The organism is Streptomyces paromomycinus (assembly GCF_003865155.1).
GTDB lineage: Bacteria > Actinomycetota > Actinomycetes > Streptomycetales > Streptomycetaceae > Streptomyces > Streptomyces chrestomyceticus.
This window is the reverse complement of sequence record NZ_BHZD01000001.1, coordinates 1,875,746-1,887,806: the sequence shown is the minus strand read 5'-3', so window position 1 is coordinate 1,887,806 and position 12,061 is coordinate 1,875,746. Positions and strand designations below refer to the sequence as shown.

Below are 12,061 nucleotides of genomic sequence, written 5' to 3'. Positions count from 1 at the left end.
ACAACCTTGACCCCGTCCAGAGCGTGAAAGTACTTCCGCGGCATCTTGCCGGCCCCGGCCCGGTGGACCTCCGTACGGCCTGGCCTTTTCCGAGCGACCAGGGCTGGAGACAGCACCAGGCTGAAGAGGGCACGGCCTACGCGGTCAGCCCGTGCCTGCGGCTGTGGACCCGCTTCGTCTCTGAGCCTGAACTGCGGGGGCAGGGGACGTGGACCATCGGCGGCAATCGCGCCCCGTTCGAGCCGACGACCTGGCAGGTCACCTTCGATGCCACCACCCCCGTCGAGCTGCTGCACGCTGTTCACGCCGAACTGTTCGACCTCTTCATGGAAGACCTGCGCAGCGACCAGGACCGATTGTTCGGGGACGCCACGGCGCCGCAGGAGGGGTACGCGCCGTTGCTCGCCCGCGGCTGGAGCCACGACGTCAGAACCGACGGTACGCAGACCTTCCTCGCGCCGGAACGGCTCGGGGGCGTGCGACACCGCTACGACACGGGCGGTTTCGACGGGCCGATCTGGCGCGCCTGGGGCGGATACCCGAGCGAACCGCACTGGCGAGCACGCTTCTCGCCCGGGACGCCCACCACCCTCGTTGCCGCCTTCACCGCCTCCCTGATCTCCACGGAGCCGGTGCACCGCACCGTCAAGGACATCCCCTTTCACACCCGCGATCACCTGCATGTCGTGACAGCGGCAGCCCCGCAGCGGCCGGTGGCCCAACCACCGCCCAGCCCCAGGCCGGGCCGCACTCGCTGAACCCGCCGTGCCCCATCCGTTCACCACCCCCGGATCGCCGTCCCAGGAGTTCGTTCTTGCGCACCCAATCGCCCCGCCGTACCACGGCCGCAGCCGTCACCGTCGCTGCTGCCGTCGCCGGCTCCCTGGCCGGGGCCCCGGCCGCCGCGGCCCATGCTCCCGAGCCGACCCAGTCCACCTCCGCACCCGCCCTCCGGCACCTGCCCGAGACCGGCGGCGTGGAGATCCTCAAAAAGGACCCCGACGGGCGCCTGATGCCGGGGGCCGCGTTCACCCTGCTCGACGATGCCGGCAAGGAAGCCGCCAGCGGCCGTACGAATGCCGACGGGCGACTCGCCTTCGAAGACCTTTCCGTCGGCGTCTACCGGCTCAAGGAAGCCAGCAGCGGCAGCCCCCTGCACACCGTCGTTACCGACCAGGACGTCATCGTCACCCCCGGCACTGCCGTGCCGCTGACGATCACCGACCCGTTCAAGCCGGCGAACCTGATGGTGAAGAAGACCGACAAGGGCAGCGGCAAACCCCTTCCCGGCGCCGTCCTCAACGTCACTCCGGCCGACAGCAGCGGAAAGACTGTCACCGTGACCACGGGCGAGGACGGCACTGCCGCGATCCAGCTGCCCGTCGCCACCCGGACCGGCACCCCTTACAAGATCACCGAAGTCAAGGCCCCCGCGGGATACGAGCTGGACAGCGCCCCAGCCAAGATCACCGCTAAGGCCGGGGCGCCGGCAACGGTCACGCTCGCCGACACCCCGAAGCATCAGCCGACCCATACCCCCTCGCCGACCGAGACCGCCCCGACGCCGACCGCACCAGCCAAGCCCGCACCGGGCCGCACGCCCGGAAAGAAGAACCAGGACACGCCGCGCCCCGAGACGAGCGCTTCCGCCGCGGCAGCACCGACGCCCTCCTCCGTACCCCCCGCACCGCAACAGGCAACTGGATCACTCGCCCACACCGGAGCCGATTCCACCCCCTGGCTCCTAGGGGCGGCAGGGGTTCTGCTCGCCGGTGGCGGAGCCGTCGTCGTCGCAGCCCGACGACGGCGTTCACAGGACGCAGCCCCCACCGACGGCGGGTGAACCCCGAAGCCATCAGCGCCGCAGCTGGAAGCCGTGAACACCAGCGCACCGAGGCGCCGGAGAACTTCCATTCTCCGGCGCCTCGGTGCACTTCGAGGTGCCGCCCTCGCGCCATAAGCGCTGCGAGCGCATCTGTTCGGCCTGCGTGGGCCTCCTGCACGCAGAACTCAGGGCTGGGCGGCGCCGGAGTCTTGCGCCTGTCGGCAGGCCCGGCACACCGGCCGCGCCCCCGTCAGGTACCGGATTGTGTAACCCTGGCAACTCGCACAGTAGCCGACCTGTCGCTCCTCGCAGCCCAGCACGACTGCGGCTGAACCCCGGGTGATCTTCTCGGGGTCCAGCCGCTCAAAGGATTCGTTCACATGTTTGAATCTACAACGAGCTGCTGGTCGACGACGAGCGGCGCGTCCGTCGAGGAGGCTGCCAACTCGCGGTGCGGTGTCAGTGGGGCGCGAAAACTCAGGGTGCCGCGCGTGCGTCGGGAGCCGGCATCAGTTCGGACGACAGAACCGGCGGCGGCCCGCCCGCTTGATCGCTCCAGCCGCTTCCAGTCGTGCCAGGTGGTAGGCGACCGACGAGGTACTGGACAGGCCGACCTGCTGGCCGATCTCGCGGATCGACGGCGCCTCCCCGTGCTCGGCAATCCACTCGCCGATGCACCGGAGGATGCCCAGCTGCCGCTCGCTGAGGGGATCCCTCACGCCGCCTGCCGTGCCTGCCGGTTCCGGGCCTGTCGCCGCAGCTCCACACGGGCGGCCAGGGAACTGTCCGGGCAGGCGGACCAGAACGGGTGCCAGAGCACCACGGCCGACAGCCGAAGAAGATCGCGGCGCAGCGCCGTGACGTGCCGCGGGCGCGAGGCGGCGAGCGCCTCATAGGTACGGTGCAAGGCTCGCTGCGCTTCCACGAGATCGTTGGGGTAGGAGTTGAGCGCCATGGCGCGATTCAATCATGTGTTCGATTTTGAACGCATGTCGACGCCGAGCGACGCCTTCGCCTTCCAGTAGGAATCCGTTCCGACGGCTGCGTTCGGCGGCGATGACGCGCTCCGGCGTCAGGGCCTCAGCTCCGTGTGGGCGGCCTTGGTCGCACCGTCCGTCAACCTCCCGGTGTACTGGGAGCCGACCGACGCGGAGCCGTCAGGACAGGCTCATTGAGCGCCGACCTCGGTCTTCGGCGCATCGCTGAACCCGGTCGCCGGCCGGGCCATCATGCGCCGATGTGCGGCAGGTAGTGCCCCGCGAGAGCGGGGTGTGCCCACTCCGCGGCCGCGCCCATCAGTGTGCCGCCAGACCAGTCATCTGCGCCGGCCGGCTCGGGGCTAGTCGGGGGAAGGGCCAGCGCTGGCTGGTGCGTGGTGAGCTGCCGGACCAGCGAGGACAGCGGAGAGTCGTCGTCCAGGTCGTGCCGCCGCTCGATCAGGCCGACGCGGACGGTGTCCTTGAGCGGCGGGCCGGCCGGGTTGGCCAGGTGCGGCGTTAGCGCCGTCACGATGTCCGCCACCGGTACGAATTCCGGGTCGTCATCAAAGGGGCCCGCGTACAGAAGCAGAGCGACGGTCGGCAGGGCATGCATGAAAGGGCCGTCGCTGTAGGTCTTGGGCCAAACCGGTTCTAGCAGCGTGGCCGAGCGGCGCAAGGACTCAGTCCACCGCTGGTTACGCCACTCGTCGTTCTCCGCCACGCTGAAGGCCATGCGCCCTGCCGCCCACCACAGATCTCGTGTCTCAGCCATGCTGCCAAGTTACGGGTCGCGAGCTGCCGCGTCTGCCCCTCCCGGAAGTTCTCGGAGGTTGCTTGCATGAGCGATTGCCGGCGCCGGGCTCGACCTGAATCGGTGTGTGACCTCCTGCCGGGTGCTTCGGCCTCGCGGAGCGGGGCGCCCGAGATGAAGCAAGACCCCTGCTGCCGCAGTTCGCCGGGAGCAGACAGGAAGGATCACCAAAGGGCTGGTGGACGCCGGGCGGTCATGTCAACGTAGACAACCTCCCCGAAACCCCAGGTCAACGACCTCGGGTGCCCAGTTTTACGAGAGGACTGCATGTCCCGTCGCAAGCTCCGTAGTCCGGCGTCAGCCTCCGCCGCTGCAACGCGGTGGGCACGCACGGCTGGATGCGCATCCTTCGGCGCCAGCGGGCCCGACGTCCTTGTCGCGCGCTTCGCCTACGCTCTCAGCTCCACCGCAGTCGGGTGCTGCCCGAGACTCCGCGGTAGTGGCTCCCGCGCGCTCCGGCTGGCTGAGGCAGGGGCGGTACGGCGCCCCCGCGACTGAGTGCCCGCGTCGAGACCTCTCCGATGTGAGCCGGGGCAGCGCCTGCACCTGCGAAACGACGGAGTCGCCTCACAGTGCGATACCGGCCGTTCCCACGCTTCGGGTCGGCCGAGCCCGGATGTAGGCGGCGGGTCAATGTCGCCGTTACGAAGGAGTGACCGTGATCTCTGTCCGTGAGATCGAGATTCTTGCCGACAGGGCGCATGCCGGGCAGACCGACAAGATTGGAGTGCCGTACATCGAACATGTCCGGGCAGTGGCCGCCGGGCTCAGCCCGTTCGGTGACGACACCCTTGTCATGGCGGGCCTGTTGCACGACCTTCTGGAAGACACCGACTGGACTGCCCAGCGTCTGCGGGAGGCGGGCGTGCCGGGCCGGGTCGTCGAGATTGTCGAGGCGGTGACCAATCAGGCAGGGGTGCCTTACGACGAGAAGATCCGCCGTATCACCGCCGACCCCCAGGCAACACTCGTGAAGATCGCGGACAATGCGCACAATTCCCGCCCGGACAGGGCCGCACAGCTTCCCGCTGACAAGCGGGAGCGCCTCGCAGCGAAGTACCGCTCCGCGCGCGCCGAGCTGTGGCCGGCCGCGGCCCGGAATGACGTTGAGGCAATCGTCCGCATCGTCAATCCGTCGCTGCTCGCCGAGCTGGGCACCCACTACTGATCGCACTGCCTTGCAGGGCAAGGGCGATGCCGGGGGCGCCTTCGTATCCCAGGGTCTCGCGCAGCTTGCGTCATACCGATTGTCTTTCTGTCGCCGGAGGTAGGTAGTAGTTGTTCTTTGCGGGGTGTGACTGGTCGGACCGGTGGTTGGATGTCGCTGTTCTTGATCGGTCCGGAGCCGTTCTCGGTGAGACGCGGATCGTCTATGCCGATAGCCCGGACCCGGTCGCCCAATACCGGAAGTTCCTGGTGTCGCTGGGACGCAGGTGGCGAGCGACCATCACCGGGATTGAGGATGTGCGTATTCTCTTCGCCCGATCCTTGTCAGCCTCGGGCATGGAGGTCGTCCATGTGGACCCCACGCGTGCAGCCCGTCACCGCGCCGCGTTCGGAATCCCCAAGACGGATCGTGCTGATGCGCGGCTGATTGCCTCGATGACCCTTGCGGGGCAATGCCGCCCACTCGTCGTGAACTCCCCCTCAGTAGAGGCGCTTCGGGTTGTGGCGCACGCTCACCGGGCGGCCGTGGCCGACCGTGTCGAAGCCATACACGCTCTGCGGGCGGCGCTCGTACGATTTTGGCCGGCGGCCGTATCGGCGTGGCCAGCCAGTGTCGGCGGGCTGCGCAGTCCCCAGGCGCGAGCCGTCCTTGCCGCCGCCCCCGGCCCTCGGACCGCAGCCCGACTGGACCGCAAGCGCCTGGTGACACTGTTGACGGCGGCGGGCAGGAAACGGAAGGTAGAGGATGAGGCGGAGCGGCTCCGCATGATCTTCTACCGCCCGGTGATGCTGCTCGACCCCGGTGTGGAAGAAGCCGAGGCCATACGGACCAGGCATCTCCTCGCTGCCCTCGACCAGGCGGTCCAGCGCACCGACACCCTGCAGCGGGAGCTGGAGCAGCGTTATGCCGCCCACCCGTACCACCAACTCGTGTCCCGCATTCCGGGGATCGGCACGGCCCTCGGCGCCTACCTCCTGGCGGAGATCGGGGACCGGCCGGGCCAACGGTTCGGCAGCGGACGCTCCCTCGCCGCCTACGCAGGAGTGGCCCCGGTCACCTGGGCATCTGGCCGGACGGCTCGCGTCGCGTTCCGCCGCGCGTCGTCGACACACCTGCGAAGCACCCTTCATGCGGTGGCCTTCTCCATGGTCAGTCACTCGCCGGGTGCCCAGACGTACTATCGGCAGCGTCGCACCGCCGGCGATGCGCACGCCACGGCATTGAGAAAGCTGGGGCGCAAGATCATCCTGTGCCTCTACCACTGCATGGCCACCGGCGTGCCCTACGACGACGCCGTCGCGTTCGGCTACAACCCTGCTGTGGCCGATGCTCCCACTCTCCGACGGGAGAAGCCGCTCAACGAGGTCGAGATCGTGCGTGCCCGTGACATGCTCGCCGCCCCCGGCGCGACCGTCACTGCCACAGCGCAGGCCCTCGGCGTGAGCCAGCAGACGGTCTACCGCCACGTCCTCGGCCGCCCCCGAGGGCGGTGACCGGCCGTCAGGGCAGGCTCTGGGCGAGGGCGGAGGTGTTCACCGTACGGCGGTGAAGGCCCCCGCTCTCGGCCGGAGCGGGAGAGGCGGGCGGACCGTGGTACGCCCGAAGACAGCCCCGGGCCCCGAGCCCCAACGTGGGAATGGCGCCCACGGGCCCGCCCGCCTCGCCGACTACTGCAACACCACGGGTAGGGCGCACAACCGCGGGGACAGAGGGCAATCAGGTGTCGGCGGGAGCCCAACAGGCGCGTCCACCTGACTCTTTCGGCGCGTCACGCGCCCGGCTTGCCGAGTTCGCCGGCGGCAGACGGTGAAAGCGCCCAACCGACTGGTACAAGGCCGCAGGGGCATGTCAAGGTTGACGCTTCTTCGAAAGCTGCAGGCCAGAGGAGGGTTTGCCAAACGTGAGCATTGCACAGCCTGGTTTCTCGACCACCGTGGACGCGCTGGGTGTACGGACATGGCAACTGGGGCCGGGGCAACCCACCGACGTCATCGACCAGTTCCGCGAGGAGGGATTCAAGCTCGTCGTCGATGACCGGGCGGACGTCCATATCAATTCCCGCGACGGCCGGTTCTACCTCGGCTGGTTTCCGGGCGGACGGCCCGGAACACACAACGAGGGCTGGAAACTGGCGGTCACCGGCACGGCCAAGGCACCGGGCTACAGCGTCTCGTTCGACACCGAGACGCCCGCCGAAATCGTGGCCGCGGCCGTAGCCGTCGTCCTGGCGGCCGCCCACCCGAGTCGCTCCTCCTGACCAACGCCTCGGTGGACATCATTGCTTCCACCAGTTCTCCCCAACTGCCCGATGGACATCGCAGGGCGCCGTGCGATGGCCTTGTGACCGTCCGGCCCGGCCGACGCATAGACCTTGACGTCGACGCCCTTGAGCGGACTGGCTCGGTATCTCCGCCGAACACCTCAATGCCATCACTCCCGAGCAAGTAGGCCGGTGCCGCCGGCGGGTTTGGTCTCTACTCGCTACGCCTCGCCATCAACGCCAGTACCGCCACGATCACCGCGAACGGTTTCCCCCAGGCCACCGTCACCCACCACGCTGCGCCACGAGCACACCCGTGACCAGGCCCTTCTACGCATCCGCACCATGCCACCGGACCACCGCCCGTGCCCTACCTCGGACCGCCCGCTCAACCGGGCCTTTCCCGCCAAGGAGAACAGCGTGAGCCACAACCTCGACATCACCGTTGGCGACTTCATCGACCAGCTCTCCGCCCTGGACCAGGACGCCGTCATGCGGCTGGCCGTCAACCCCTTCTTCCCCATGTCCCACCACATCCGCGCCGTAGTCCCCGGCACAGACCAACGGGGCCGTCCCGTGGTCTACGTCGCCGACGGGCAGCAGGAGGGCCACCTGCCGCCTGCGGTCGCCCGCCGGCTCACGTGGCACCCGGACACCGAGGCGCCTCGGCGCACTCGCCGCGGCGCCCGCCCGGCCGATCTCGACCAGTAACCGTTCCCTCGACCGCCGGAGGCGCGCCTGAATCCGCACCACCCCTTCGACGACCCGTCCACCCCCGATTCCGACCCGGTCTATTGGGTCGTTCCCCGGCACCTGGCCGGAGATGACGGCGCACTGGCCCAGCAGGCCAGTGCCACCCTCACCGCGGCGGGCTGGTCGTGTTGGACCACAGCCCGGCGCACCCTGGTGTACGTCAGCCCGGATGCTCTGCGCGGCGCCGAATGGGTCCTGCCCGACGTACCGCTCCTGCTCGGCGGCCTGCCGGTGGCCTGGGAGGTCTCGGCCCGGGCCGAGCCGGACCAGGCGCTGGTGGCATGGACGGCCTACTTCACCACCGGCACCCCGCCCGAGGCGCTGAGCGCCTTCGCCCTGGCCCTCGACGCCCGCCCCGATCCGGCCCAGGACACCGGCAGCCCTGACACCGTGGTGGCCGCGCTGACGGCTCAGGGCTGGCAACCGGATGTGGATTACCCCGAGACCACTGCCTGGGATACCGGGCTGACGAGCTGCTTCACCTTGTGCACGCTGCCTGAGCTGATCGAGGACCAGGACCCGCGCGAGGGCCTGGCCGGCTGGCAGGCGTGGGCCGAGCCCATCGCCGGCCAGCCGCACTTGTGGTGCGCCACGTTCAGCCACTCCACGCCCCACGACCTCGTCAGTGCCTTCGCCGACGCCCTTGCCTCACCCGCTCCGGTGATGCGACGTGTCCTGCCGGAGGCAGCGGCCGGCCAGCTCACCCTTGTCTCACCGGATTGACCGCACCCCTACGGCCGATGCGCCGGTGCCCGCCAACCGAAAACGGTTGGCGGGCACCGGCGCATCGGCGTATCCGCGTCAGGTTGCCGCGCGTGCGGTGCTGACAGCCTTGTGCACATGAGCGTCGACCAGGCCCGGGGAACCGGAAACCACCACCAGCACGGTGCCGGTCCGTACGGCCGTCTGCTTGACGACACTGCTGCGCCCGCTCACCGTGAAGGTGAGCGTCTGGCTCCAATGCTCCTCGCCCAACCGGGGAGCGGGCACCTTCTCGGTCGCGACCTCGACGGGGGTGCTGCCGATCGTGACCCGGTAGGCCGGACACGACGCCATCGCGGCGAAGATGCGCCGGCTTGCGGCCGAGAGCTTAGGGGCGCTGTCGCTGTAGAGGTCCTCGCTCACCTCGGAGTCCGCTTCGCCGGTGTAGGCGAAGGACACGCTCGCGCGGCGCGGGAAGTCCAGCACCCCGCCGGCTGCGGCTTCCCCGCCGAGCTTCTCCAGCGCTGGACAGCCCACCACCGTCACTTTCTCGTGGCGGGCTTCCCGTACGGGTTTGACCGTGTAGCCCCGGCCGAGGTCGGCAGCCGTCAGCAGCCGCTCCTGCAACTGGCCAGCAGACAGCGGGGAGGCCGGCTTGTCACCGGTGGAGCGGGCAGGGGAGGCAGCCGCCTTATCCGCCGCGGCGGTCGAAGCGGTCGCGGAACAACTGGACATGGCGAGCACGGAGACCGCGGCGAGGCTGAACAGGGCAGTGGGACGCAGACGCACGGAAGAACCCCCAGGGATAGGCGACAGGGCTGACAGGCCGAGGCGGAAGCAGGCTTCCGCCCGGCGAGCGGGGGCTCGTGGTCAGCGTCCGAGGTGCTTCAGGCCGTCTTGAACCGTGTCGTGCAGACTGTTCAACGGGCCGCTGTTGCGGTTGTACCAGGCGGCATCGAGGCGCGGTTCGAGCGTCTCGTGGCCGGCGGGGCAGCGCAGCCAGATGCTCTCGCGCATCAGGAAGACGACCCAGTCCCGGTACGCTCCGCACTCGGGACAGGCGTGGACCTCACCCTCGACCACCAGCGGCCCGTCCCAGCGCATCATCAGCCCGGCCAGCTTGTCACGCGGGGGCACGCGCAGGTCCCGGGGCAGGAAGTCCTGCTCCGCGTCTTGGCCAGGGGCCGTTTCGGGAAAGTCCGGGATCTCGGCCAGGGCCGGCACCAGGTGCGCGGTCTGCGTCAGCTCCTCGTACTCCCGTTGAGCCGCCTGGTGATTACGGCGTTCACGTATGCGCCGGAACATGTCGCCTCCCTCTCCTCGTCCTGCGGGCCACGAAGATCCTCTCGCACGGGCCGGGCCGGGTTCTACTCACAAACCGGTGACGGTCATCGCGCGCGCCGCCGGGCCCGCTGGCGGCTGGGCTGGGCGGGCGAGGGCGTCGTCGACGCGGCGGTGGGCATCGCGGAGGTGTCCGCGGGCAGGTCCGCCGCTCGGCGCAACCGCCAGACCAGCACATCACTGACCGATTCTGCGCTGGCCAGCTCCCGGCGGGCAGCGGCCTCCGACAGCAAGCCGGCGGGCTCATGCCCTGCGGCCTCCGCGTCGGCAAGGGTGGCGGCCAGCGCGAACCAGCCCGGTTCTGCCAGGATCTGTCCGGCCAGCTCCGGTACGGCCTGCCGGACGAAGTCGGCCTGCCGCTGCTGCAGCGGCTGGGCGAGCTGGCGTCCGCGGCGGTAGAGCACCCCCATCGGCTGGCCGGCTGCGTTTTGGTAGGCGGTGCGCAGGTGTTCGGCGGCCCGTTGGGCGGCGGCGGCCTGCTGGGCGTGGTGGTGCTTGCCGTGCCAGCTCGCGGTCGCGACGGCAAGGAAGAACAGCATGTCGATCAGCATCGCCGTCGTGGCGCCGTCTTCCCCGCGCCCGAGTGCCGGGCCGCTGTGCACGAGGTCGCGAGCGGCTCGGCGCAGGGCACGGTCGTGTTGGCGTACAGCCCGTACGTGCGAGCGCGAGGCGCGTTCGAAAGCGAAGGCGGCGTCACGAAGCTCGCGACGGGTGTGGGCGGCGGACGTCTTGGCGAGCGCGTCGAGAATCTCTCCGCCGGCGGCGATCTGGGCAGCGGCGGCCCCGTCATCACCTCGGTCGATGACCAACACGGCCTGCCAGGTGGCCTGCGTCGCCGCACGGCGCGCGGCGGCCGGGGCCCCGCGCGAAGCCTTCCTTTCCTGTTTCCTGCCGTCCGCACCAGACTGCGTCGTCTCCCCGAAGCGTTCACGGATCCGGGGCAGCGACAGGTCCGGCGCCAGCTTGGAGCCGGAAAAGAACACAGGCTCGTCCTCCCGGTTGCAGTTGTCCGGCAGCGCCACGGTGTAGCCCAGCAGATCACCGGAAGGCGCCACCCGGCGTCGGACCAGCAGGCCCGAGGAGGCGAGCCGGTCGAAGAACTCCGTCTCGTCGGCGGCGCCGGCCACTGCCCGCCGCACGGTCTCCCGCAACTCCTCCCGGGCGGTCCGCTGCTGGCCCTGGCGCGCGGCCTTGTGACGTTCGGCGCTGGTGGGCCGTTGTGCGGCGGTCCGGTCGCCCTTGTTCAGGCGGCGCAGCCCCAGTTCCGTTTCCAGGGCACGGGCGGCGGCCTGGACGCGGGCGGCATCGCGGTCCAGGTCGGGCTTGTAGCCGTCTTCGCGAACCAGGGTGGCGACGATGTGGATGTGGTCGTCGGCATGCCGTACGGCCGCCCATCGGCAGCCCGCACCATCGTGATCGGGGTCGTCGATGCCGGCTGCGGCGACCATGCGGCGGGCGATGTCGCCCCACTCCTCGTCGGTGAGAGGGCGATCCTCGGCGGCGTTGCGGACGGACAAGTGCCAGACGTGTTTCCCCGGCCGCTCGGAGGCGTCGATGTTCTCCAGAGGCTGGTCGAGGAGCTGCTGGAGCTGCTTGAGGGAGGCAGCCTCGTCGAGGCCGGGGTCGGGTGCGTTGTCATCCCAGGATGCGACGAGCCGCGGATTGACGTGTTCTTCGTATTTTCCGGGTCCGTACAGGTAATAGAGGAGACCGAGAGTGCGCTGCCCGCGCTTGTGAATCCTGGGGACCATGCCGGTCGTGCGTTCCTAGTCTTGATCGAGTAGCTGGTCGGTGGCGTGCTGGACGCGCCGGACGGCCCGTTCGGTGGCCGCAAGCACGGCGTCGAGTTCGGGCGGATGGGCGCCGGCGTTGATGGCGCGGGTGAGCTGGTTGAGGTTGTTGCCGACGCGGCCGAGGTGACGGCGGGCGGCGAAGAACTCGGCGATGATCTCTCGTTCGCCGGCGAGCGTGCTGGCGGTCCGGCCGAGATCGCGAGCGGCGCTGAGGGCCGACCGCGCGAGGAAGCCGGCGAGCGTGAGGCCGGCTGCGTAGGCGCCTGCGGTTACGCGAGTGAGTTCGTCGTCACTGAAGCGGGTGTTGCGTACATGGGGGCGCTGGCGGCGTTGGTACTTGCGGCGGCGGGAGCGGTTCTTCGTCGAAGAGGCACACTCGGTGTGGTCTTGCTCGGTGTCCCTCTCCTGCATCTGTGGCTGCGATCCGC

At 69.7% G+C, this 12,061-nt stretch carries 14 protein-coding genes; 7 read left to right on the top strand and 7 right to left on the bottom strand.

Annotation, left to right across the window (positions count from 1 at the left end; translation table 11 throughout):
* Positions 1-23 precede the first annotated feature (23 nt).
* Positions 24-758, top strand: a complete 735-nt coding sequence (locus tag OEIGOIKO_RS07390) for an SPDY domain-containing protein (RefSeq protein WP_246177250.1) — start codon at positions 24-26, stop codon at positions 756-758.
* A 56-nt stretch (positions 759-814) separates the two neighbouring features.
* Positions 815-1,843: an MSCRAMM family protein gene (locus OEIGOIKO_RS07385; RefSeq protein ID WP_170251618.1), complete on the top strand. Its 1,029-nt coding sequence runs from the start codon at positions 815-817 to the stop codon at positions 1,841-1,843.
* A gap of 491 nt (positions 1,844-2,334) precedes the next feature.
* Here the strand turns inward: OEIGOIKO_RS07385 and OEIGOIKO_RS07375 are convergent, their stop codons facing one another.
* The 3 genes from OEIGOIKO_RS07375 to OEIGOIKO_RS07365 form a co-directional block, all read right to left on the bottom strand.
* Positions 2,335-2,544, bottom strand: a complete 210-nt coding sequence (locus OEIGOIKO_RS07375) for a LexA family protein (protein ID WP_125053014.1) — start codon at positions 2,542-2,544, stop codon at positions 2,335-2,337.
* A complete protein-coding gene (locus OEIGOIKO_RS07370; protein ID WP_125053013.1) occupies positions 2,541-2,780 on the bottom strand; it encodes a hypothetical protein in 240 nt (79 codons plus the stop codon). The genes OEIGOIKO_RS07375 and OEIGOIKO_RS07370 overlap by 4 nt, the downstream gene beginning before the upstream one ends.
* A gap of 272 nt (positions 2,781-3,052) precedes the next feature.
* Complete coding sequence (locus OEIGOIKO_RS07365; protein ID WP_125053011.1) at positions 3,053-3,577, bottom strand: hypothetical protein; 525 nt, start codon at positions 3,575-3,577, stop codon at positions 3,053-3,055.
* 697 nt (positions 3,578-4,274) lie between these two features.
* Here OEIGOIKO_RS07365 and OEIGOIKO_RS07360 point away from each other — a divergent pair.
* From OEIGOIKO_RS07360 to OEIGOIKO_RS07340, 5 genes are all read left to right on the top strand, one after another.
* Complete coding sequence (locus tag OEIGOIKO_RS07360) at positions 4,275-4,784, top strand: HD domain-containing protein (RefSeq protein WP_125053009.1); 510 nt, start codon at positions 4,275-4,277, stop codon at positions 4,782-4,784.
* A 110-nt stretch (positions 4,785-4,894) separates the two neighbouring features.
* Positions 4,895-6,277: an IS110 family RNA-guided transposase gene (locus OEIGOIKO_RS07355; protein WP_125053007.1), complete on the top strand. Its 1,383-nt coding sequence runs from the start codon at positions 4,895-4,897 to the stop codon at positions 6,275-6,277.
* Between the two features lie 407 nt (positions 6,278-6,684).
* Positions 6,685-7,041, top strand: coding sequence for an SPDY domain-containing protein (locus OEIGOIKO_RS07350; RefSeq protein ID WP_371858893.1), 357 nt, complete (start codon positions 6,685-6,687; stop codon positions 7,039-7,041).
* 423 nt (positions 7,042-7,464) lie between these two features.
* Positions 7,465-7,755, top strand: coding sequence for a hypothetical protein (locus OEIGOIKO_RS07345; protein ID WP_170251614.1), 291 nt, complete (start codon positions 7,465-7,467; stop codon positions 7,753-7,755).
* A 195-nt stretch (positions 7,756-7,950) separates the two neighbouring features.
* Positions 7,951-8,520, top strand: coding sequence for an SPDY domain-containing protein (locus OEIGOIKO_RS07340; RefSeq protein WP_307721218.1), 570 nt, complete (start codon positions 7,951-7,953; stop codon positions 8,518-8,520).
* Between the two features lie 78 nt (positions 8,521-8,598).
* Here the strand turns inward: OEIGOIKO_RS07340 and OEIGOIKO_RS07335 are convergent, their stop codons facing one another.
* From OEIGOIKO_RS07335 to OEIGOIKO_RS07320, 4 genes are all read right to left on the bottom strand, one after another.
* The gene (locus tag OEIGOIKO_RS07335) at positions 8,599-9,288 is read right to left on the bottom strand and encodes a hypothetical protein (RefSeq protein WP_246177249.1); all 690 of its coding nucleotides are present in this window, start codon (positions 9,286-9,288) and stop codon (positions 8,599-8,601) included.
* Positions 9,289-9,369: 81 nt separating this feature from the next.
* Positions 9,370-9,804, bottom strand: coding sequence for a hypothetical protein (locus OEIGOIKO_RS41455; protein ID WP_170251612.1), 435 nt, complete (start codon positions 9,802-9,804; stop codon positions 9,370-9,372).
* Positions 9,805-9,887: 83 nt separating this feature from the next.
* Positions 9,888-11,591 (bottom strand): relaxase/mobilization nuclease domain-containing protein, encoded by a 1,704-nt coding sequence (locus tag OEIGOIKO_RS07325; RefSeq protein ID WP_125053001.1) that lies wholly within the window; start codon positions 11,589-11,591, stop codon positions 9,888-9,890.
* A gap of 15 nt (positions 11,592-11,606) precedes the next feature.
* A complete protein-coding gene (locus OEIGOIKO_RS07320; RefSeq protein ID WP_246177248.1) occupies positions 11,607-12,044 on the bottom strand; it encodes a plasmid mobilization protein in 438 nt (145 codons plus the stop codon).
* Positions 12,045-12,061: the final 17 nt, after the last annotated feature.